A 22,593-nucleotide genomic window follows, 5' to 3' on the forward strand; every position below is an offset into this window, starting at 1 on the left:
CCTGCCTGCGGGGGTTCCGCACCTCAGGCGGCACCGCCTCGGCTACTGCGGCACGGCTCGTGCATGCCCTGGTTATGCCCCACTGGTGACCGTCCGACCAACCCGCACGACCCCAGGACTTGCAACCGCCCTGATGCGCCGGTTCGCTTGAACCGGCATGAGAAGGTGATCAATGTGAACCGCTTGGGTGGCACGACCTCGCCGTATCTGCTTCAGCACGCCGAGAACCCGGTCGACTGGTGGCCCTGGGGGCCGGAGGCGTTCGAGGAGGCTCGGCGGCGGGATGTGCCAGTACTGCTGTCGGTCGGCTACGCCGCCTGCCACTGGTGTCATGTGATGGCACATGAGAGCTTCGAGGACGAGGCGACTGCCGCGTACGTCAATGAGCACTTCGTTTCGGTCAAGGTGGACCGGGAGGAGCGGCCTGATGTGGATGCGGTGTACATGGAGGCGGTGCAGGCGGCCACCGGGCAGGGCGGCTGGCCGATGACGGTGTTCCTCACCGCCGGGGGTGAGCCGTTCTACTTCGGGACCTACTTCCCGCCCGCGCCTCGGCACGGGATGCCGTCGTTCCGGCAGGTGCTGGAGGGGGTCCAGGCCGCGTGGCGGGACCGGCGGGAGGAAGTGGCCGAGGTGTCCGCGCGGATCACCGCCGATCTGGCGGGGCGCGGGGACGTCTATGGTGCGGCCGGTCAGCGGCCGCCGACGGAGGCGGAGCTGAGCGAGGCGGTGCGGGTGCTCGGCCGGGAGTTCGACGACGAGCGCGGCGGCTTCGGCGGCGCGCCGAAGTTCCCGCCGTCGATGGTGCTGGAGTTCCTGCTCCGGCACCACGCCGCGACCGGTTCGGCGGTGGCGCTGCGGATGGTCGAGCAGACCTGCGCGGCGATGGCCCTGGGCGGTATGTACGACCAACTCGGCGGCGGGTTCGCCCGCTACTCGGTGGACGCGGGGTGGGTGGTCCCGCACTTCGAGAAAATGCTGTACGACAATGCCCTGTTGCTGCGGGTCTACCTGCACCTGTGGCGGGCCACAGGTTCCGGGCTGGCTCGGCGGGTGGCGGTGGAGACGGCGGACTTCCTGCTCGCGGAACTCCGCACGTCGGAGGGTGGTTTCGCATCCGCGCTGGATGCCGACAGCCTCGGTCCGGACGGCCGGAACCAGGAGGGCGCCTTCTACGCCTGGACGCCTGCCCAACTCGCGGCCGTCCTCGGTCCCGAGGACGGCGCTCGGGCCGCGGCCGTGTTCGCGGTGACCAGCGAGGGGACCTTCGAGCACGGCTCGTCGGTACTCCAGCTGCCGGACGGCGACGACGGTACCGATCCGGTCTGGTTCGCCGCTGTCCGGGCCCGGTTGCTGGCCGCGCGCGCGGAGCGGCCCCGCCCGGGCCGCGACGACAAGATCGTTGCGGCTTGGAACGGTCTCGCGGTCGCCGCGCTCGCGGAGACCGGGGCGCTGCTCGACCGCCCTGACTACCTCGAAGCGGCGCTTGCCGCAGCCGAGTTGCTGGCGTCGGTGCATCTCGGCGATGACGGACGGCTGCTGCGTACCTCGCGCGACGGCCGCGCCGGAGCCAACGCGGGCGTGCTGGAGGACTACGCCGACACCGCCGAGGGCTTCCTGGCGCTGTACTCGGTCACCGGCGATCCGACCTGGCTCAGCCGCAGCGGGCTGCTGCTGGACACGGTGCTGGAGTACTTCTTCGACGAAGCATCAGGATCCTTCTACGACACCGCAGTTGACGCCGAAAAGCTGATCCGGCGGCCGCAGGATCCGACCGACAACGCGGCCCCCTCCGGCTGGACGGCCGCCGTCGGCGCGCTGCTCGGCTATGCGGCGCTGACCGGCTCCGCCCGCCACCGGGAGGCGGCGGAGGCGGGGCTCGGCGTCGTCACCGCGCTCGGCCCGCGCGCTCCGCGCTTCATCGGCTGGGGCCTCGCCATCGCCGAGGCGCTGATCGACGGCCCGCGTGAGATCGCCGTCGTCGGCCCGGCCGACGACCCGGCGACTGCTGAGCTGCACCGGACCGCGCTGCTGGCCACCGCCCCGGGAGCGGTGGTGGCTGTCGGCGAGCCCGGTGGGACGGCCGTCGCGCTGCTGGCCGACCGGCCGCTGCTGGCCGGACGCCCCACCGCTTACGTCTGCCGTCACTTCACTTGCGACAACCCCGTGAGCGACGCGGCCGCTCTCGCGGCGAAACTGCAGCGGTCGGAGTGGGAGCGGGTGGAGTAAGACCGGTGGCGATCGCGCCCAGGGCCTGTTCCAGCAACTGGATCAGGTCGTCCTTGCCCTCGTGCTCCGCCCAGTACTCGACGGTCTCGCCGCTGACCGCCTGCAGGGCGGCGATCTGGACCCGCAGGCCCAGATCCTCCGGTGTTCCGCCGGTTCGCTCGGCGAACACCCGCAGCAGCATCTCCCGGGTGCGGTTCATCTCGACGTGGCTGCGGGCGCGTACCGCGGGGTTCCCCTGGAGCAGCCGTGCCCGCAGCAGCAGGTCCTCGCGTTCGTTCGCCAGTACTGCGCGCAGCGGCTGGACCATGGCCTGGAGGAGGGATTCCAGGATGGACTCGTCGGTAGGCCGGGAGCGGAGTTCGGCCTCCATGATCGGGTCGTAGTCGTCCGTGATGACCAGGTCTTCCTTGGTGGGGAAGTAGCGGAAGAAGGTGCTGGGCGAGACATCGGCGTCGGCCGCGATCTGGTCGACGGTGGTGCCCTCGTACCCCTGGGCGGCGAAGCGCCTGAAGGCCGCCGCGCGGATCGCCCGGCGGGTCTTCAGCTTCTTGCGCTCGCGCAGGCCGAGCGGAGCGGCGAGGACTTCTTCGATGTCGGCCGCTGGAATCGGCGGTGGCGCAGAGGTCATACCACCGATTGTCCGGGATCGGCCGGTGCGTTCGCGACTGTCCTGACGCCTGGTATCGCCTGGGCGTCGCGGCCGTCCACCTGGTCGGCGGCGCCGGTGGTGTCCGTGGTGCCCGTGGTACCGGCGGCGTGCGGCGCGTCGCCGGGCATCCTGAGAGCGATCAGGAGGGCGGAGAGGGCGGCGGCGATTCCGCAGATCAGCAGCACCGTGGCCATCCCGTGCACGAAGGCGCCGTGTGCGGAGACAGCCAGCGCGGCGTCGTGCAGCTGGTCGGCGACAGCCTGGGCGGCGGAGACGGAACCCCGCGCCTCGTGGGCGGCGGCCGGTGGCAGCCCGGTGGTGTGCAGTCGGCCGGTGTAGTCGCTGAGGAGCAGGCTGCCGAGCAGCGCCACTCCGATGGCGCTGGCGCACTGGCGCAGCGTCTGTAGCAGCCCCGAGCCGACCCCGGCGCGGTCCTCCGGCAGCACGGCCATGGCCGCGCCCATCGCCGGGACCATCGTGAAGCCCATGCCCAGGCCGAGGATGCTGAGCCAGAGCGCGGTCCAGCCGTAGCCGTCGGTGACGCTGGTACCGGCGCCCAGGAACATGGAGGCGGCCACCAGCAGCAGCCCGGTGGTGACCACGCCGCGCACGGCCAGCCTGGCCACCAGCCGCTCCGATATCCGGGCCGCCACCAGCAGCCCGCCCATCAGCGGCATCAGCCGCACCCCGGTGCCGAGCGCGCTGTTGCCGAGCACCGACTGGAGGTACTGCGGCAGCACGAACAGCGCGCCGACCAGTACGAAGGTGACCAGCACCGTGGCCAGCGCGTTCCAGCGGTAGACCGGATTGCGCAGCAGCGTGAAGTCCAGCATCGGGTCGGTCTGGGTGCGTTCGCGCAGGATGAGGCCGGTGAGCAGGAGGACGGCGGCGGCCAGGCAGCCGACGACCGAGGCGCTGCCCCAGCCGTCCGCGGGCCCCTGGATGATGCCGTAGGTGAGCGCCGCCAGGCCGCCGACGCCGAAGGCGGCGCTGACGGCGTCGACCCGGGGGACGGCCGGGTTGCGCGACTCGGGCACGAGCAGCAGCAGGGCGGCGATGCCGACGGCGATCAGCGGGATGTTGATCAGGAAGATCGAGCCCCACCAGAAGTGGGTGAGCAGCAGGCCGCCGATGATCGGTCCGAGCGGCATGCCGATGGCCATCCCGGCGGTCATCACGGCGACGGCCCGGGCCCGCTCGGCCGGGGGGAAGAGGCTGGGGATGATCGACATCCCCAGCGGCATGATGAAGGCCGCGCCGAGGCCCATCACCGCCCGGACCGCGATCAGGGTGCCGGCGGAGTCGGTGAGCGTGCCGACGACCGAGGCGGCGGCGAACAGGGTGAGCCCGGCGATCAGCAGTTTGCGGCGGCCGAAGCGGTCCCCGAGCAGCCCGGCCGGAAGCATCGCGGCGGCGAAGACCACCAGGTAGGCGTCGACGATCCACTGGAGCTGGCTGGTTCCGGCGTGCAGCTGGACGGCCATGTCGGGCAGGGCGACGTTGAGCACGGTGCCGTCGAAGCCGAGCACCAGGACGCTCAGGCAGATGGCGGCGAGCGCCCACCAGCGCCGGGCGACCGGGGGCGGGTCGGCGGTCGGAGCGACCGTGGCCGGTGGAGTGGGGGCGGACGGCGGGGCAGAGCTGTGGCGGGACGCGGCGGTCATGGCGATCCTCCGTGGAAGTCTGTGTCTATTGACAGTAACTACCATTTGGTGGAGGCTGTCAAGCGCGAGCATGGAACGCGAGCATGAAGAAGCGCCCTCCCCCGGATCGGGGAAGGGCGCGGATCGAGCGGAGGTGGAGCCGTGGTCTGCGAGGCGAAGGTCGGTGAAGCGACAGTCGAAGCGACGGTCGGTGAAGCGATGGTGCGTGAGGCGGTGCGGTCAGCCGACGGCCGTGTAGGCCACGATCGAGACTCCGATGTACTGCACGATGAACGCCGCCAGCGTGCACAGGTGGAACACCTCGTGGAAGCCGAACCAGCGGGGGGAGGGGTTGGGCCGTTTGAGGCCGTAGACCACCCCGCCCGCGCTGTAGAGCAGGCCGCCGACCACCAGCAGCACCACCACGGCCACGCCGCCGGTCCGCAGGAAGTCGGGCAGGAAGAACACCGCCGCCCAGCCGAGGGCGATGTAGCACGGGGTGTAGAGCCAGCGCGGTGCGCCGACCCAGAACACCCGGAAGGCGATTCCGGCCAGTGCGCCGATCCAGACCAGCCACAGCAGCAGGTGCTGTCGGCCGCCGCTGAGCAGCAGGATCGTGAACGGCGTGTAGCTGCCGGCGATGATCAGGAAGATGTTGCTGTGGTCCAGCCGCCGCAGCACCGCCTCGCCGCGCGGGCCCCAGGTGAAGCGGTGGTAGACCGCGCTGATGCCGAACAGCATCCAGGCCGAGGCCGAATAGACCGCGCAGGCGATCCTGGCCTGGGTTGAGTTGGCCAGGCAGATCAGCACGATCCCGGCGGCGACGGACGCGGGGAACATTCCCGCGTGCAGCCATCCCCGCAGTTTGGGCTTGAGTGGCGTCACCGCCGAAGCAGTGAGGGCGGGAACGGCGTTGTCGGGGACGGGCAAGGCGGCCTCCTCGGCGGTCGTTGCCGACATGCTACCTACGGAACCGTAGGTTACTTGCTGGTAGGAGGTGTGGGCCGCGTGTGAATCGTCACGCGCGAGCGCTGCTGACCTCAGGTATTTCCGGACAAGTCACTCCCCGGACCGCAGAATGTGTGGTCCGGGTCACTAGCACACCGCAAGGGGCAGTATGTCGGTTTGCAGACATCGGCGTTAGGCTGCGAAGACCCTCAACCCCCGCCGCCGGATCAAGGACGATTCGGCGTGAAACGGAGCGATCGTGCCGTACGAGAACTCTGCCCTGAGCACACCTGCGCCCACACAGCACAAACGGCTGCTGACCTGGGTCCAGGAGATCGCAGAGCTCACCCAGCCGGACCGGATCGAGTGGTGCGACGGCTCTGAAGCCGAGTACCAGCGCCTGTGCGAACTCCTCGTCGACAAGGGAACCTTCCGCAAGCTCAACCCCGAGAAGCGCCCCAATTCCTACTATGCGGCCTCCGACCCGAGCGACGTCGCCCGAGTCGAGGACCGCACCTTCATCTGCTCCGAGCGGGAGCAGGACGCGGGCCCGACCAACAACTGGAAGGCGCCTGCCGAGATGCGGGCGATCTTCACCGGCGCGGACGGCAGGAGCGGACTCTTCGCCGGGTCGATGCGCGGTCGGACCATGTATGTCGTGCCCTTCAGCATGGGCCCCGTGGGATCGCCTCTCGCCGCGTGCGGCGTCGAGATCACCGACTCCGCGTACGTCGCGGTCTCCATGCGCACCATGACCCGGATGGGTCAGGCCGTGCTGGACCACCTCGGCGAGGACGGCGAGTTCGTCAAGGCCGTGCACACCCTCGGCGCGCCGCTGGCCGAGGGCGAGGCCGACGTGCCGTGGCCCTGCAACACCACCAAGTACATCTCGCACTACCCGGAGACCCGCGAGATCTGGTCGTACGGCTCCGGCTACGGCGGCAACGCGCTGCTGGGCAAGAAGTGCTATGCCCTGCGCATCGCCTCGACCATGGCCCGGGACGAGGGCTGGCTGGCCGAGCACATGCTCATCCTCAAGCTCACCCCGCCCGCCGGTGAGGGCGCTGAGCCGGTGTACGTCACCGCGGCCTTCCCCAGCGCCTGCGGCAAGACCAACCTGGCGATGCTCCAGCCCACCATCCCGGGCTGGAAGGTCGAGACCATCGGCGACGACATCGCCTGGATGCGCTTCGGCGCGGACGGCCGTCTCTACGCCATCAACCCGGAGTTCGGCTTCTTCGGGGTCGCCCCCGGCACCGGCGCCGACACCAACGCCAACGCCATCGACGCCATGTGGGGCAACACGGTCTTCACCAACGTCGCCCTCACCGACGACGGCGATGTCTGGTGGGAGGGCCTGACCGCGGAGCCCCCGGCCCACCTCACCGACTGGCGCGGCAACGACTGGACGCCCGCGTCGGCCACCCCGGCGGCGCACCCCAACGCCCGGTTCACCGTCCCCGCCTCGCAGTGCCCGATCATCGCCCCGGAGTGGGAGGACCCGGCCGGGGTGCCGATCTCGGCGATCCTCTTCGGCGGACGCCGCGCCAGCGCGGTCCCGCTGGTCACCGAGTCCTTCGACTGGCAGCACGGCGTCTTCCTCGGCGCCAACGTCGCCAGCGAGAAGACGGCCGCCGCCGAGGGGACCGTCGGTGAGCTGCGCCGCGACCCCTTCGCCATGCTGCCGTTCTGCGGCTACAACATGGGCGACTACTTCAGCCACTGGGTGAAGCTCGGGCGGGAGGCGGACGCCGCCAAGCTCCCGAAGATCTACTACGTCAACTGGTTCCGCAAGAACGCCGACGGCAAGTTCGTCTGGCCGGGCTTCGGTGAGAACAGCCGGGTGCTCAAGTGGATCGTCGAGCGTTTGCAGGGCCGGGCCGAGGGCGTCGACAGCCCCATCGGCGTGCTGCCGACCCGCGAGGCGCTGGACCTGGACGGGCTGGAGATCAGCGCCGACGACCTGGAGCTGCTGCTCAGCGTGGATCCGGAGATCTGGCGGCAGGAGGCCGCGCTGATCCCCGCCCACCTGGAGCTCTTCGGCGAGCACACGCCGAAGGAGCTGTGGGACGAGTACCGCGGACTGGTCGACCGTCTCGGCTGATTCCGGACGACGGCGCCCGGTGTTAGCCGTGGTGGGCAGGGCAGGGCAGGGCAGGGCAGGGCAGCTGCGGCGGAGACGCTACAGCGCTGAGCGGGCCGCCGCGTGGGCATCCATGCGGCGGCAGGCCAGCATCGCGGTGACCGTGTCCTGCTGGGCCGCCGCGACCACCAGCAGCCGTCCGGCCAGGGCGTGCGCGTGCTCGTGCGCCATGGCCAGGCGGCTGCCACCGGGCCTGCCGATCACCCCGCCCGTGGTCTGCGCCGGTACTGCCCCGGCCGGGGCCAGGGCGGCCAGGCGGGCGTGGAGTCCCGCCAGGGCCGCGTCGAGTTCGGCGCGCTGCTCGGGGCTCTCGGCGGCCTGGCGCACCGCCTCGGTCGCCGAGACCAGTGCGGCCAGGTGCCCGGTGAGCGGAGACGCGTGCGGGACCGCTCCGGCGCCGGGGGTCGAGGCGGGGCCGTGGGCGTTGCTGTTGTGGGCACGGGCGGACGCGCGTCGCTGCGCGTGGACCGCGACCTTGGGTTGTTCGTACATCTCGCCCCCTGCGGGCTGGAGTACCGGGAGCTACGAGGGAGACCCGGGCATGTCTGTGAAGCCATCTTAACTTGGACTCAGTCCAAACTGCGTGGCGTTCCACATGGTGACCAGGGGGGCGAGCTGTGCTGCCGCCGGTGTCGGCCGACCATCACACCTGCGCGTAGGTCTCCAGGAAGCTGCCGATCCGGGTGACCGCGTCCGTCAGGTCCTCCACCCGGGGCAGGGTGACCAGGCGGAAGTGGTCCGGGTCGGGCCAGTTGAACCCGGTGCCCTGGACCACGTAGATGTGCTCCCGCTTGAGCAGGTCGAGCACCAGCTGGGCGTCGTCCTTGATCGGGTAGACCTTGGGGTCGAGCCTCGGGAAGGCGTACAGCGCGCCGCGCGGTTTGACGCAGGAGACCCCGGGGATCTCGTTCAGCAGCTTCCAGGCCGCGTCCCGCTGTTCCAGCAGCCGCCCGCCCGGGAGGATCAGGTCCTTGATCGACTGGCGACCGCCGAGCGCCGCCGCGATGGCGTGCTGGGCGGGCATGTTGGCGCACAGCCGCATGCTGGCCAGGATGTTCAGGCCCTCCAGGTAGCTGCGGGCATGCTCCTTGGGACCGGAGACGACCAGCCAGCCGGAGCGGAAACCGGCGACCCGGTACGCCTTGGACAGCCCGTTGAAGGTCAGGCAGAGCAGGTCGGGAGCGAACAGCGCGGTGGAGGTGTGGGTCGCGTCGTCGTAGAGGATCTTGTCGTAGATCTCGTCCGAGTAGATGATCAGGTTGTGCCGCCGGGCGATCTCGGCGATCCCCCGCAGCAGCTCGTCCGAGTAGACCGCACCGGTGGGGTTGTTCGGGTTGATCACCACGATGCCGCGGGTGCGGTCGCTGACCTTCGCCTCGATGTCGGCCAGATCCGGGAACCAGTCGGCTTCCTCGTCGCAGCGGTAGTGCACGGCGGTGCCGCCGGCCAGGCTCACCGACGCGGTCCACAGCGGGTAGTCCGGGGCCGGTACCAGGATCTCGTCGCCGTCGTCCAGCAGCGCCTGCATCGACATCTGGATCAGCTCGGACACGCCGTTGCCGATGAAGACGTCGTCGACGGTCAGCTCGCTCAGCCCGCGCTCCTCGTAGTGCATCACCACCGCGCGGCGCGCGGCGAGGAGGCCCTTGGACTCGCCGTAGCCGTGGGCGTTGGCGAGGTTGCGCAGAATGTCCTGCAGGATCTCCGGCGGTGCCTCGAAGCCGAAGGGCGCCGGGTTCCCGGTGTTCAGCTTCAGGATCCGGTGGCCCATCTCCTCCAGCCGCATGGCCTCGTCGAGGATCGGGCCACGGATGTCGTAGCAGACGTTGGCGAGCTTGCTGGACTGGATGACCTGCATGCCCAGGTACTTTACGGGGTCGTTATCCGTGACGCCTCGTGTTTTTCGCCACGTGCGTCCCGAAGCGCCCGCAGATCGCCCAGACTGCGGACCGCGCGGAGGTCGCCGGGGCGGATCCGGCGCAGCAGGCGCGCTTCGCGCAGCGCGCGCGCCCAGACCCGCTTGGACCGGCGCAGCGAACGGTCCCAGACCAGCCAGGACCAGTCCGCCAGCCGGACCCCGAGGGCGTAGAGCCGCTTCAGGGCGAGGGTGCCGAGGCGTCGGCACTCGCGCAGCAGGCGGACGGTCGGGGGCCCGACCCGGCCCAGCAGCACCCGCCCGGCCTCCAGACCGCGAGCAACCGGGGAACCGGCCGCCGCTCCGCCATCCGAGGGACCGGCCGCCGAAACGGACGCGGCGGCGGGACCGGCGGCGGGCGTGGACGCGGTGGTGGTGGACGTCGCGGCGTCGGCGGCGGGCGTGGCGGCGGTGAGCGGGGAGGCGCCCAGCGCCTGCGCCGCCTGCGCTGCGGAAGCTGCTGCCGCCGCCTCGGCGGCTGCTTGCTGGGCGGCTCTGCGGGTGGCTGCTGCCGCGTGCCCGGCCGCGACCCGGGCCGCGATCCAGGTCGCCGCCGAGGCCCGGCCGCGGGCCACCAGCGGTCGGCCGACCGCCGCCCACTGCCGCCCGAGCGCGCGGCGGACCGGGTCGCTGCCCACTGCCAGCACCGCCGCCGCGCCGGGCAGCCAGCCCAGCGCCAGTGCCCAGGCCACGCCGAAGACCGCGCCGCTCACCGGGTAGCCGAAGTAGGCCAGCGGGCCGCCCGCGATCAGCCGGGCCACCACCAGTCCCTGGAAGAACCCGGCCGCCGCCCCGGCCGCCACCAGCGAGCCCCAGCCTGTGAGCAGCCGGTGAATTCGGCTTGAATTGGGGTAGGTCCGCACGTGCCTGCTGAGTACCGCGACCACGATGATCACCATCACCAGGGCGGCGAAGTCCTCGCAGACCACGGTCGACCCGCTCTGCTGGCCGAGCGGCGAGAAGCGCAGCGCCGGGAGCGTCGTCGGTGCGCCCAGGGCCGCGGGTATCAGCAGTTCCCCGAAGCCGCTGGTGACGTGCAGTGATATGGAATCCATGCCCATCAGCAGCACGATCAGCAACGTCGCCGCACCACCGGCGTAGGGCACAGCGCGTCGGGCGAGGGCGTCGCGGAGGCGGGGTGAAAGCTGCTCGATCATGGCCACACGCGGACTCTAATGGGGGAAGGCGCGGTCTGGACAGCGACTCATCGTTTTGTCGGCTGATTCTGACGCTGGTACAGAATCCGGACATAGGCTGGGTGGGGAGAGGCCCCCGCGACGATCTAGTATCAGCCAGATCAGCGAGGGCGTACGGTGTTAGGGCGGGGTGGGCATGGCGGGACGGCTGCGGCGTTGGCTGGTCGGGCTGGTAGTGATCGCCTGTGCGGCAGGACTGCTGGCGGCCGTCGGGCCGACGCCCTCGGGCCGGGGTCCCTGGCAGGAACGATTCATCACCGACTCCCAGGGTCGGGCGATCTTCCTCTACGGACTCAACACCTCGGCGGACGCGGCCAGCACCGCCGACGGAATGCCGTGGATCAAGAAGTCCGACGTCAGCGCCGAATACAACCTGCTGGGCACGGACTTCGTGCGCTATCTGATCTCCTGGCAGCAGATCGAGCCGGAGCCGGGCCAGTTCAACCAGACGTACCTGGCCCAGGTCGCGCAGCGGGTCTCCTGGTACCAGCAGCAGGGCTACCACGTGCTGCTCGACATGGAGCAGAACCTCTACGGCCCGGCGCTCGGCGGCAGCGGCGCCCCGCCCTGGGCCACCGACAGCGGCGGGCTCGCGGTCTCCCCGCAGACGCCGCCGGAGCTGACCTACGATCAGCCCGGCGTGGTGCACGCCTTCGACGAGTTCTGGGGCACCCGGACCGACCACCCCGAGTACCAGCAGCAGTACCTCGCCGCCTGGACCACCGTCGCCAGGTACTTCGCCAAGAACACCGCCGTCATCGGCTACGACCTGATGAGCCAGCCCTGGGGCGGCTCGTTGCAGGGTCCGGCGTTCGAGGCGGGCCCGCTGGCGCGGTTCTACCAGAAGGCGATCAACGCGATCCGTACCGTCGACAGCGCGCACTGGCTGTTCGTCGAGCCGGAGGCGGTGCCCACCGACTGGGGGCTGCCCAGCGCGCTGCCGGAGCTCAGCGACCCGCGCCCGGGCCAGCCGGAGATCGGCTACGCGCCGCAGCTGTACCCGCAGCCGATGGACGACGACGGCAGCTACACCGGCTCCGCCTCCTTCCTGACCGACCGGGAGCTGGCCTCCTGGGAGGTCCAGGTGGAGCGCACGGCCCAGCGGCTGGACGCGCCGGTGCTGCTCGGATCCTGGACCGCCAACGACCCCGACCCCTACGCCCACCTCTACATCGACAAGGTGCAGCAGCTGCTGGACCAGATGATGATCGGCGAGGCGTACTGGTCCAGTGACCCGGGTACCGGGTCGATCTGGACGGCCAAGGGCAAGCCGACCGACCTGAGCACGGTCATCGGTACCGCCTACCCGCGCGCCATCGCCGGCCAGCCGGTGACCTTCAGCTACGACAAGCCCACGCTGGACCTGAACGTCCAGTGGACGGACAAGCCGGGCGTCACCGGCAGCACCGACCTCTACCTGCCGCCGACCGACTTCCCCAACGGCGGCCAGATCACCCTCAACGGCCACTACACCAGCAAGTGGAACGCGACCACGCACATCCTGTCGATCACGGTGGCGCCGCTGCCCGGCGGCGGGGTGCACGATCTGGACGTGGTCCCGGCGTAGTGCGGCGCACCGCGCGCCCCGGGGTCGCCTCGGTGCGCCGGTGGTCGTCGATCACCGGCACGCCGTCGACCAGCACGTACGGGATTCCGCTGGGCGTGCTGCGGGGCCGCTCGTAGCTGGACCCGGCGGCGACCGCGCCCGGGTCGAACAGCACCAGGTCGGCCCGGTAACCGGTGCGGACCAGGCCCCGGTCGGCCAGCCGCAGTCGCCGGGCGGGCCGGGCGCTCAGGTGCTCGACGCACTCGGCCAGCCCGAGCACCCCCTGCTCGCGCACGTAGTGCCCGAGGTAGCGCGGGAAGGTCCCGTACGCGCGCGGGTGCGGCCGGTCGCCGGTGAGCAGGCCGTCGCTGCCGCCGGTGTGCGCCCGATGGCGCATGATCGCCCGGACGTTCTCCTCGTGCCCGACGTGCTGCAGGATGGTCGTGCCCAGCGCGTCCCGGCGCAGCAGCCCGACGAAGGCGTCGAAACCGGACTCCCGCTCGCGCTCCGCCAGTTGCGCCACGGTCAGGCCGACGGCCGACCGCAGCTCGGCCGAGCGGACGCCGCTGACCTGCACCGTCGTCCAGTCGGCGACCACGCCGTGGCAGCCGTCGGAGCCGTGGACCTCCATCGCGTCCTGGATCGCCGCGCGGGCCGCCGGGTCGGCCAGCCGCCGCAGCGTCTGCTCCGGGCCGCCGGCGGTGGCCCAGCCGGGCAGCAGCGCGGCCAGCGTGGTCGAGCCCGGCAGGTAGGGGTAGCTGTCCAGGGTCAGGTCCACGTCCGCCGCCGCGTCCAGCAGCGCCAGCAGTTCCCCGGCCCGGCCCCGGTTGACCTCGAAGTTCATGGTGGCGTGGGCCAGGTGCAGGGCGCAGCCGGAGCGCCGGGCGATGTCGATGGTCTCCGCGTAGGCGGCCAGCGCGCCCGCGCCGTACGAGCGGTGGTGCGGGCAGAAGTAGCCGTCGAACGCGGCCACCGTGCGGCACAGCTCGACCAGTTCGTCGGTGCCCGCGTACATGCCGGGGGAGTAGGTGAGCCCGGCGGACAGCCCGACCGCGCCCTCGGCCAGCCCCTGGGCCAGCAGCTCGCGCATCCGCAGCAGCTCGGCGGCGGTGGCCGGGCGGTCCTCCCAGCCCAGCACCAGCGCCCGCAGCGTGCCGTGCGGGACCAGGTAGGCGGCGTTCACGGCCAGGCCCTGCCCGCCGGGGCCCGCGTCCAGCCGGTCCAGGTACTCGCCGACGCTCCGCCAGGACCAGTCCAGGCCCTCGGGCTCGCCGTTCCAGCCCGCGAGCTGGTCGCGCAGCCCGGCCAGGGTGCGGTCGTCGACCGGGGCGTAGGAGAGCCCGTCCTGGCCGAGGACCTCCAGGGTGACGCCCTGGGCGGCCTTGGCCTGGTGCCCGGGGTCGGTGAGCAGGGCCAGGTCGGAGTGCGCGTGCATGTCGATGAAGCCGGGCGCGAGGGCCAGGCCGTCGGCGTCGACGACCCGCCCGGCGGCGGGTACGGCGCCCGGGCGCGGCCCCGGATCGCCCTCGCGGTGGAGGGCGGTGATCCGCCCGTCCCGGACCACCGCGTCCGCCCGGTACGGCTCGCCGCCGGTGCCGTCCACCACCAGCGCGCCGCGCAGCACCAGCTCCATCAGAAGAAGGTGCGGATGTAGTCGGTGACCGTCCCGTCGGCCTGGACTTCCGGGATCAGCTGCCACTTCTCGAAGGCGGTGCAGGGGTGCGACAGCTGGAGCGCCACCCAGTCGCCCACCTGCGGCTCGGCCCCGGGCTCGACGGTGACGAAGGCGTGCTGGTCGGCCAGCGCCCGGACGCTGAGCCCGGTGGCCGCGCGGACGCCGCCGTCCTCGCCGGAGCGCACCAGCGACGGGATCGGCAGTCCGAGGTCGTAGGGGACGTCCCGCTTCCCGGCGTTGAGCAGGGCCAGGCCCGGCTCCGGGCAGGAGACCACCTGCGCCCACAGCCGCAGCGCCGGGCGCAGCCGCTGCTCGGCCTCGGCCGAGCGCAGCGGGGTGATCTCCGCGTAGTGCAGGTCGTCGTGGGTGACGTAGGCGCCGCTGCGCAGCAGCCGCAGCGTCGGACGGCTGAGGTCCAGGGCCTCGGCCGTCAGCGCGTCGGCGACCAGGTCGAAGTGCTCGCTGCCGCCCGCGCTGACCACGATCTGCTCGGTGTCGGCGAACAGCCCGGCCGCGTCCACCGCGTGCGCCAGCCCGACCAGCCGCGCCAGCCAGTCGGAGACCTCGCGGCGGCTGCCGTCGGAGTTGCTGATGGTGCCCTCGTACCCGGCGACGCCGACCAGCCGCAGCCGCTCGGCGGCGACCACCGCCGCGGCCAGCGCGAGCGCCTGCTCGGCGTCGCGGACGCCGGTGCGGGCGCCGACCTCGCCCAGCTCGACCACCACGTCCACCTGCCGCCGGGCGTTCGCCCGGGTCAGTGCGCGCTCCATCAGCTCGACGCCGCGCAGCGAGTCCACGTAGCAGACGAACGCGAAGTCGGGGTCGGCGTCGAGCTCGGCGGCCAGCCAGGCCAGCGCGGCGGCGTCGACCAGCTCGTTGGCCAGGAAGATCCGGGGCACCCCGAAGGCCCGGTACATCCGCAGGTGCGAGGGCATGGCGGCGGTGATGCCCCAGGCGCCGAGGTCGAGTTGCCGCTGGTAGAGCTGCGGGGCGAGCGGGGTCTTGCCGTGCGGGGCGAAGGCCAGGCCGTGCGCGTCGGTCCAGCGCGCCAGCAGTTCCAGGTTGTGCCGCAGCGCGTCCGAGTCCAGAGTCAGTACCGGGGTGATGAAGCCGTCGGTGAACAGGTTCGCCCGGGCCGCGGCGAGCTCGGCGACGGTGGATCCCTCGGCGCGGGGCGGCAGCCCCTTGAAGCGCCAGTCGACGCGGGTGCTGCCGAGCTGCTGGAGGGCGGCGGTGTCCATGACGCTCCCGGGGGTGAGGAGGTGCGGGCTGGCGGCCGTGTGCAGCATGATTGCGTACTGCGCAACGGTGATTGCATATCCTGCCGCACGGTAGTTCGTCCGGACAACCGTTCCCGACCTTGAGGAGTCGACCCATGAGCAAGACCGTCGTACGCACCGAGCAGGCACCCGTGCCCGTGGCCAGTTTCTCCCAGGGCGTGGCCAAGGGCGGCCTGCTCCAGGTCGCGGGCCAGGTCGGCTTCCTGCCGGAGACCGGCCGGCCGGTCGGCCCGGGCCTGGCCGAGCAGATCGAGCAGACCCTGCGCAACGTCCAGGCGGTGCTGGAGGCGGGCGGTTCGGGCTGGGCCGACGTGGTGATGATGCGGGTCTACCTGACCGACACCGCGCACTTCGCCGAGCTGAACGCGGTCTACGACGCCTGGTTCGCCAAGGCGCTGCCGGAGGGCGGCTTCCCGGCCCGGACCACCGTCTACGTCGGCCTCCCGGCCGGGCTGCTGGTGGAGATCGACGCGCTCGCGGTCACCGGCGGCTGAACCGCCCCGCCGGACGCCGCCGCGGCCGGACACGGCACGCCGCGGCCGGACGCGGCACAGGACGGAGCCCGTCCCCGCCACCGTGGCGGGAACGGGCTCCGTGAGCGGGTCGTGCGTTACGGCATCGCGTTGACGAAGGCGCCCTCGTTGGTCGCGAACTGGTTGCCGTTGCTGGCGTCCCAGGCGGTGGACCAGGTCATCACGCCACCGATGGTCGGCCACAGGGTGGTCGGCTTGAAGGTGCCGCAGTTGGTGCCCTTGGCCAGGCAGTTCAGCGCGTTCTCGACGACGCTGGGGGCGACGTAGCCGCTGCCGGCCGCACTGGCCGAGGCGGGGACGCCGATGCCGACCTGGTTCGGGCTCAGACCGGCCTGGATCGCGGTGCAGGCGAGCGAGGTGATGAAGTCCACCGAGCCCTCGGAGTAGACGCCGCCGTCACAGCCGTTCATCGAACCCGAGTTGTAGTACTGGGTGTTGACGATGGTCAGGATGTTCTTGACGTCCAGCGCGGTCGCCAGGTAGTCCGAGCCGGCGCTCAGCATGTCGATGGTCTGCGGGGCCATGGTCAGGGTGAAGCCGGAGCCCGCCTTGGCGGCCAGGGACTCCAGCGCCTGCGACATGTAGGTCGGGTTGATGCCGTTCTCAAGGTCGATGTCGACCCCGTCGAAGCCGTACTGCTGCATCAGCGCGTAGGCGCTGTTGGCGAAGTTGGTGGCGGCGGTGGAGCTGCCGACGCTGATGGTGCCGTCCTGGCCGCCGATCGACAGCACGACCTTGTCACCGGCCGCGTGCTTCGCGGCGATGTCCGCCTCGAACTGCGCGGTGGTGTAGCCGCCGAGCTTGCTGACCAGGGTCGGGTCCAGCGAGAAGGTGATCCCGCCGTCGTTCGCCGAGTCGGCCGTGGCGAAGGCCACCGCGATGATGTTGTACTGCGGGTTGACGGCGGCGATGGTCTGGTCCGTGGCGCCGTTGTCGAAGTCCTGCCAGTACCCGGTCACCCAGTGCTTGTGGGTGGTGCCGCCGCCGGGGTTGGTGGCGGTCGCGGTGGGCGTGGGGGTCGGCGTGGCGCTCTGCGTCGGCGTGGCCGACGCGGTGGGCGACGCGCTCTTGGTCGGGGTCGCGGAGGCCGTGGGGGTCGGCGTCGCGCTCTTGGTCGGCGAGGCCGAGGCCGAGGCGGTCGGGCTGGGGCTGGAGCCGGCCGCGCCGGTCAGCGCCACGTCGTCCGCGTAGTAGGTGCCCTGCCCGTACCAGCCGTGCAGGTAGACGGTGACGCTGGTGGTGGAGGCACCGGTGGTGAACGAGGTGCTCAGCTGGTTCCAGGCGCTGTTGCTGGACCAGGTGCTGACGTCGGTGGTGCCGTCGCCGGAGGTGCCGAGGTAGACGTAGCTGCCCTGGACCCAGGCGCTTAGCGAGTAGGTGGAGGACGGCTGCACGCTGATGGTCTGCGTGCACTGCGCGTCGTCGCTGCTGGAGGCCGCGCCCGCGAGGGCGTAGCTGCCGGAGTGGACCGGGCTGGTGACGACGCTGCCGGTGCCGGCGTCACAGTTCCAGTTGGCCAGCGAGCCGGTCTCGAAGCCCGGGTTGACGACCAGGTTGGAGGCAGTGGCTGCGTTGGCGCCGCCGGTGAAGGCGACCAGCCCGGCGAGTCCGAGGCCGAGGGCGGTGGCGCAGGCGGTGACAGTACCGGCCGCGCGGCGTGGGGATCTCATAGACCTGTCCTCATGTGGGGGAGGGGGAAGACAGCTGGTGAAGCTTGCCCCACAAGTTGGCCTAGACCAATGACGGTGTCAAGAGTTCGCGCAGCTGTTTAAGGTCCGCTTAAGTCAAGGCCAAGTAAGCAAGTTGGCTGGTCAGCGTGCGCTTTGGGGCCTATGGGAGGGATGGAAAAGGTACAGACCACATGCGGAATGGATCATCCGCATGTGGTCTGTGGGCGAACGGGCGGTCACCCCCGCCAGCTGCTGTCAGTCCTCGCTGGAGGCCGACCAGATGTTGATGTCCGCGTCGGTCGCGTAGCGGTCGATCTCGGCCAGCTCCTCGTCGCTCAGCGGCTCGCCCTGCACCGAGGCGATGTTGGCCTCCAGCTGCGCCACCGAGGAGGCCCCGATCAGCGCCGAGGTCATCCGCTCGTCGCGGAGCAGCCACTTCAGCGCCAGCTGCGCCAGCGACTGGCCGCGCTTGGCCGCGATGTCGTTCAGCGCCCGCAGCTTGAACAGCGTCTGCTCGGTGAGCGCCGCCGGGTCCAGCGACTTGCCCTGCGCGGCCCGCGAGTCGGCCGGGATCCCGTGCAGGTAGCGGTCCGTGAGCAAACCCTGGGCCAGCGGCGCGAAGCCGATGCAGCCCGCGCCCTCCTCGGCCAGCACGTCGAGCAGGCCGTCGTCCTCGATCCAGCGGTTCAGCATCGAGTACGACGGCTGGTGGATCAGCAGCGGCACCCCGAGGTCGCGCAGGATCGCCGCCGCCTTGCGGGTGTTCTCCGCGTTGTAGGAGGAGATGCCCACGTACAGCGCCTTGCCCTGCTGGACGGCGGACGCCAGCGCGCCCATCGTCTCCTCCAGCGGGGTCTCCGGGTCGAACCGGTGCGAGTAGAAGACGTCGACGTAGTCGAGGCCCATCCGGGTCAGCGACTGGTCCAGGCTCGCGGTCAGGTACTTGCGCGAGCCCCACTCGCCGTACGGGCCCGGCCACATGTCGTAACCGGCCTTGGTCGAGATGACCAGCTCGTCGCGGTAGGGGCGGAAGTCGGCGGCGAGGTGGCGGCCGAAGTTGGCCTCGGCCGCGCCGTACGGCGGGCCGTAGTTGTTCGCCAGGTCGAAGTGGGTCACGCCCAGGTCGAAGGCGCGCCGCAGGATCGCCCGCTGGGTCTCCAGGGGCTTGTCGTCACCGAAGTTGTGCCACAGGCCGAGCGAGATCTCGGGCAGCTTCAGCCCGCTGCGGCCGGTCCGGCGGTAGGCCATCGTCGGCGATTCGCTGTCGTAGCGGTTCTCGGCGGCTCGGTAGGGGGCTGGGATCATCGGTGCGTACCTCTTCGGCGGATGAGGGATTTTTTGTTAGCCGAATGAACAATACCCGTGAGCAGTCTGTTGTCACCTCTCCCGGAACCCGGGAGTAGGGTGTGCCCTCGGGCGAGGATTAAGAGGGGCGCACACTCATGGATCTGGGCAGGCTGATCCGACGCACGCCGGTGCTTCGACAGCTGACGTACGGACTCTATGGCAGGCGGGTCGAGGCGCACCTCGACCGCTCCAGTGGGCCCCGCCATGTCGGTGTGATGCTCGACGGCAACCGGCGCTGGGCGCGTGCGGCCGGAATGTCCACCGTCGACGGGCACCAGAGCGGGGCCGACAAGATCCCCGACTTCCTCGGCTGGTGCGAGGAGACCGGCGTCGAGGTGGTCACCCTGTGGCTGCTCTCCACCGACAACCTCAGCCGTCCGCAGGAGGAGGTCGTGCCGCTGCTCGGGATCATCGAGCAGGCGGTCCGCGACCTGGTGGCCGACGGCCGCTGGCGGGTGCACCCGGTCGGCGCGCTGGACCTGCTGCCCTCGCACACCGCGCAGGTGCTCAAGGAGGCCGACCAGGCCACCGCCGACAGGACCGGGATAGTGGTCAACGTCGCGGTCGGCTACGGCGGCCGCCACGAGATCGCGGAGGCGGTCCGCAAGCTGCTCCAGGAGCAGGCGGCGCTGGGTACCTCGGTGGAGGAACTGGCCGAGATGATCGACGTCGAGCACATCGCCCGCCACCTCTACACCAGCGGCCAGCCCGACCCGGACCTGGTCATCCGGACCTCCGGCGAGCAGCGGCTCTCCGGCTTCCTGCTCTGGCAGAGCGCGCACTCGGAGTTCTACTTCTGCGAGGCGTACTGGCCGGCCTTCCGCAAGGTCGACTTCCTGCGGGCGCTGCGCGACTACGCCGCCCGGCAGCGCCGCTTCGGCGGCTGACCGACCCCGGGGCGAACAGTCGGCACCGGGTCGGCACCGATCCGAACGTATCGAGTACTTGTCTGAACTGCAGATGATGATGGTGTTTCAGTTCGGGTGCTTCGGCATGGGTTCTGGAGCACGGGGGAATACCCAGAGCAGACCGTGACCTCGGCCAACGGGGCCGCAGGGATCGGTGAGCCGCGGATGGCAGCAGGTCATCCGCCCGGGAGGCCCTGTGGTCAGCTCGAAGAGCCGCCGGAGTTCGCATGACCGGCGCACGTACGTCCTCGACACCAGCGTGCTGCTGGCCGACCCGGTCGCGATGACCCGCTTCGAGGAGCACGAAGTCGTGCTCCCGGTGGTCGTGGTGACCGAGCTGGAGGCCAAGCGGCACCATCCGGAACTCGGGTACTTCGCCCGGCAGGCGCTGCGCCTGCTGGACGACTTCCGGGTCCGGTACGGCCGTCTCGACGCCCCCATCCCGGTGGGCGAGATCGGTGGCACGATCCGGGTCGAGCTGAACCACACGGATCCGTCCGTCCTCCCGGCCGGGTACCGGCTGGGCGACAGCGACAGCCGCATCCTGGCGGTCGCCCGCAACCTCCAGGCCGAGGGCTACGACGTCACCGTCGTCTCCAAGGACCTGCCGATGCGGGTCAAGGCCAGCTCGGTCGGGCTGCTGGCGGAGGAGTACCGGGCCGAGCTCGCGATCACCTCCGGCTGGACCGGGATGCAGGAGCTCGCGGTCTCCGGGGAGCAGATCGACTCGCTGTTCGGCGCCACCGACCACGGCGTCAGCGGCCTCGACCTGCCCGAGGCGCGGGACCTGCCGGTGCACACCGGCCTGGTGCTCACCTCCGAGCGCGGCAAGGCGCTGGGCCGGGTCACCGCGGACGGCCGGGTGCGGCTGGTGCGCGGCGACCGTGAGGCGTTCGGACTGCGCGGACGCAGCGCCGAGCAGCGGATCGCGCTGGACCTGCTGCTCGACCCCGACATTGGGATCATCTCGATGGGTGGCCGGGCGGGTACCGGCAAGTCGGCGCTGGCCCTCTGCGCGGGCCTGGAGTCGGTGCTGGAGCGCCGCCAGCACCGCAAGGTGATGGTCTTCCGGCCGCTGTACGCGGTGGGCGGGCAGGAGCTCGGCTACCTGCCCGGCTCCGAGTCGGAGAAGATGAGCCCCTGGGCCCAGGCGGTCTTCGACACGCTCTCGGCGGTGACCACCCCGGACGTCATCGAGGAGGTGCTGTCCCGGGGCATGCTGGAGGTGCTGCCGCTGACCCACATCCGGGGCCGTTCCCTGCACGACGCCTTCGTGATCGTCGACGAGGCCCAGTCCCTGGAGCGCAACGTCCTGCTGACGGTGCTCTCCCGGATCGGCCAGGGCTCCCGGGTGGTGCTCACCCACGACGTGGCGCAGCGTGACAACCTGCGGGTGGGCCGGTACGACGGGGTGGTGGCGGTGGTGGAGAAGCTCAAGGGTCACCCGCTGTTCGCGCACATCACCCTGACGCGTTCGGAGCGCTCGGCCATCGCGGCCCTGGTCACCGAGATGCTGGAGGACATCCCCGGCTGACGGCGCGCGGAGTTCCGCGACGGCGCGTGGCAGCTGCCGGTCCTGGTTCGGCCTGGACCGGCACTGTCGCGTCCGCGTCAGGTCCGATCCCGCCAGTCGGGGGCCCGGTCGCCGGGGATGCCCGTTTTTTGGCCGTTTTGTACCGCCGAACGAGGGCAAAGTTATCCGATCGTAGCCATCGGAGCGGTCCTTCAGTAGGTCTATCGCACATCTTCCTTCCCGGTACGCCATGTGAGCTTCGCCACGCAACTGAGAATTGCGCCGGCGCGTCTCCGTCGGGCATGGTTTGGGTTCTGTCAGGCCCCGCGTACGGCGTGATTGGGCACCCGCAAGGGTGAACGCGTCATCGAAAGATGACGGTGTGTGCGAATCGCTACAACTGAACACGGCAAGCAGGCCGTACGCCGCCCGAGATCCACCAGCGTCCCGTTCCCACCGGGGCGTACGGGCCAGCGTCTCCCGTGACCAGTGCAGGGGGAGGCCAGCGTCAGGGGCAGGGTTCGTCCGTGAGGTCACCACACGGACGACGCTGGAAGGAAACCGTGTGAACCGGATCTCGGTTCGAGGTGTGGCTGTGGCCTCCGCCACCGCCGTCACTGCTGTCGGAGCCGTGGTCGGTGTCGCCCATGGCGCTCCGGCGTCGGCCGCCACCGCGCCCGATGTCGCAGGCAGCACTCTCCTTGCCGACGTCCCCTCCGGTGTGGAGGCGCAGACCGTCAGCGACGACATCAGCATGCAGGCCAATGCCCAGCAGGCGGCTGCCACCGCCGCTCAGCAGAAGGCCGCTGATCAGGCCGCTCGCGTTGCCGCTGCCAATGCCGCCACGGCCAAGTCCAACGCGGAGAAGGCGGAAGCCGCCAAGGCCGCCGCCATCGCCAGGGTCAAGGCCGCCGCTCAGGCTGCTGCCCAGGCCAACGCCCAGGCCGCCGCCGCCCGCGAGGCCGCCGCCTCCACGCAGCTGGCGCAGACGTACGCCCCGGGCTCGGTCCAGTCGATGGCCGAGTCGATCATCGGCAACGCCACGCAGTTCCAGTGCTTCAGCAACATCGTCACCCGCGAGAGCGGCTGGGACTACACCGCGACCAACGCCTCCTCCGGCGCGTACGGCCTGGTCCAGGCGCTGCCCGGGTCGAAGATGGCCTCGGCGGGCGCTGACTGGCGGACCGACCCGGCCACGCAGATACGGTGGGGCCTCGGCTACATGGACTCGCGCTACGGCAGCCCCTGCGGTGCCTGGTCCTTCTGGCAGGCGAACAGCTGGTACTAGCCCGAGCCGGCCGCCGCGGCGGTCCGCCGGACCGTGCGCACGCCGCGACAGAGCGTGTGGAAGCCCCCGATCCCTGTCCGATCGGGGGCTTCCTCTATCTCTCCCACGGA

17 protein-coding genes are annotated in these 22,593 nt (G+C 71.1%); 7 read left to right on the forward strand and 10 right to left on the reverse strand.

The genetic code is table 11. From position 1 onward, the window contains the following. The first annotated feature begins 174 nt into the window (after positions 1–174). Entirely contained in the window at positions 175–2,229 is a 2,055-nt protein-coding gene (locus GXP74_RS04850; RefSeq protein WP_225447717.1) for a thioredoxin domain-containing protein, read from the forward strand. On the opposite strand, the gene GXP74_RS04855 is transcribed toward GXP74_RS04850, so the two are convergent. The 3 genes from GXP74_RS04855 to GXP74_RS04865 form a co-directional block, all read right to left on the reverse strand. Continuing rightward, a complete protein-coding gene (locus GXP74_RS04855; RefSeq protein ID WP_182450179.1) occupies positions 2,150–2,857 on the reverse strand; it encodes a TetR family transcriptional regulator in 708 nt (235 codons plus the stop codon). The genes GXP74_RS04850 and GXP74_RS04855 overlap by 80 nt on opposite strands. Next, entirely contained in the window at positions 2,854–4,542 is a 1,689-nt protein-coding gene (locus GXP74_RS04860; RefSeq protein ID WP_182450180.1) for an MFS transporter, read from the reverse strand. The genes GXP74_RS04855 and GXP74_RS04860 overlap by 4 nt, the downstream gene beginning before the upstream one ends. 219 nt (positions 4,543–4,761) lie before the next feature. Then, the gene (locus tag GXP74_RS04865) at positions 4,762–5,481 is read right to left on the reverse strand and encodes a hemolysin III family protein (RefSeq protein ID WP_182450181.1); all 720 of its coding nucleotides are present in this window, start codon (positions 5,479–5,481) and stop codon (positions 4,762–4,764) included. A gap of 247 nt (positions 5,482–5,728) precedes the next feature. On the opposite strand from GXP74_RS04865, the gene GXP74_RS04870 reads away from it, so the two are divergent. Further along, positions 5,729–7,573 (forward strand): phosphoenolpyruvate carboxykinase (GTP), encoded by a 1,845-nt coding sequence (locus GXP74_RS04870; RefSeq protein ID WP_182450182.1) that lies wholly within the window; start codon positions 5,729–5,731, stop codon positions 7,571–7,573. Between the two features lie 78 nt (positions 7,574–7,651). On the opposite strand, the gene GXP74_RS04875 is transcribed toward GXP74_RS04870, so the two are convergent. The 3 genes from GXP74_RS04875 to GXP74_RS04885 form a co-directional block, all read right to left on the reverse strand. Further along, positions 7,652–8,104, reverse strand: a complete 453-nt coding sequence (locus tag GXP74_RS04875) for a hypothetical protein (RefSeq protein WP_182450183.1) — start codon at positions 8,102–8,104, stop codon at positions 7,652–7,654. Between the two features lie 151 nt (positions 8,105–8,255). Then, a complete protein-coding gene (locus GXP74_RS04880) occupies positions 8,256–9,470 on the reverse strand; it encodes a pyridoxal phosphate-dependent aminotransferase (RefSeq protein ID WP_182450184.1) in 1,215 nt (404 codons plus the stop codon). Positions 9,471–9,481: 11 nt separating this feature from the next. Beyond that, the gene (locus GXP74_RS04885) at positions 9,482–10,684 is read right to left on the reverse strand and encodes a hypothetical protein (protein ID WP_182450185.1); all 1,203 of its coding nucleotides are present in this window, start codon (positions 10,682–10,684) and stop codon (positions 9,482–9,484) included. A gap of 175 nt (positions 10,685–10,859) precedes the next feature. Between GXP74_RS04885 and GXP74_RS04890 the strand changes: the two genes are divergently transcribed. Beyond that, the gene (locus GXP74_RS04890) at positions 10,860–12,290 is read left to right on the forward strand and encodes a cellulase family glycosylhydrolase (protein WP_182450186.1); all 1,431 of its coding nucleotides are present in this window, start codon (positions 10,860–10,862) and stop codon (positions 12,288–12,290) included. Here GXP74_RS04890 and GXP74_RS04895 read toward each other — a convergent pair. Together GXP74_RS04895 and GXP74_RS04900 are read right to left on the reverse strand one after the other, a co-directional pair. Continuing rightward, positions 12,232–13,902, reverse strand: coding sequence for an amidohydrolase family protein (locus GXP74_RS04895; protein WP_182450187.1), 1,671 nt, complete (start codon positions 13,900–13,902; stop codon positions 12,232–12,234). The two genes, GXP74_RS04890 and GXP74_RS04895, sit on opposite strands and share 59 nt — an antisense overlap. Beyond that, on the reverse strand, positions 13,902–15,185 hold the full coding sequence (locus tag GXP74_RS04900) for an alanine racemase (protein WP_182456145.1): 1,284 nt from the start codon (positions 15,183–15,185) through the stop codon (positions 13,902–13,904). The genes GXP74_RS04895 and GXP74_RS04900 overlap by 1 nt, the downstream gene beginning before the upstream one ends. A gap of 134 nt (positions 15,186–15,319) precedes the next feature. Between GXP74_RS04900 and GXP74_RS04905 the strand changes: the two genes are divergently transcribed. Next, positions 15,320–15,718 (forward strand): RidA family protein, encoded by a 399-nt coding sequence (locus GXP74_RS04905; RefSeq protein WP_182450188.1) that lies wholly within the window; start codon positions 15,320–15,322, stop codon positions 15,716–15,718. Positions 15,719–15,834: 116 nt separating this feature from the next. Here GXP74_RS04905 and GXP74_RS04910 read toward each other — a convergent pair whose 3' ends face one another. After that, on the reverse strand, positions 15,835–17,427 hold the full coding sequence (locus tag GXP74_RS04910) for a chitinase (protein WP_182450189.1): 1,593 nt from the start codon (positions 17,425–17,427) through the stop codon (positions 15,835–15,837). A gap of 255 nt (positions 17,428–17,682) precedes the next feature. Next, positions 17,683–18,732, reverse strand: coding sequence for an L-glyceraldehyde 3-phosphate reductase (gene mgrA, locus GXP74_RS04915; protein ID WP_182450190.1), 1,050 nt, complete (start codon positions 18,730–18,732; stop codon positions 17,683–17,685). Positions 18,733–18,869: 137 nt separating this feature from the next. Between mgrA and GXP74_RS04920 the strand changes: the two genes are divergently transcribed. The 3 genes from GXP74_RS04920 to GXP74_RS04930 all read left to right on the forward strand — a co-directional run bounded on the left by GXP74_RS04920 (position 18,870) and on the right by GXP74_RS04930 (position 22,483). Then, complete coding sequence (locus GXP74_RS04920) at positions 18,870–19,661, forward strand: isoprenyl transferase (protein WP_182450191.1); 792 nt, start codon at positions 18,870–18,872, stop codon at positions 19,659–19,661. Between the two features lie 217 nt (positions 19,662–19,878). Next, complete coding sequence (locus GXP74_RS04925) at positions 19,879–21,216, forward strand: PhoH family protein (protein ID WP_182450192.1); 1,338 nt, start codon at positions 19,879–19,881, stop codon at positions 21,214–21,216. Between the two features lie 544 nt (positions 21,217–21,760). Further along, entirely contained in the window at positions 21,761–22,483 is a 723-nt protein-coding gene (locus GXP74_RS04930) for a lytic transglycosylase domain-containing protein (protein WP_182450193.1), read from the forward strand. Positions 22,484–22,593 lie beyond the last annotated feature (110 nt).

It is taken from the genome of Streptacidiphilus sp. P02-A3a, from assembly GCF_014084105.1.
Lineage (GTDB): Bacteria > Actinomycetota > Actinomycetes > Streptomycetales > Streptomycetaceae > Streptacidiphilus.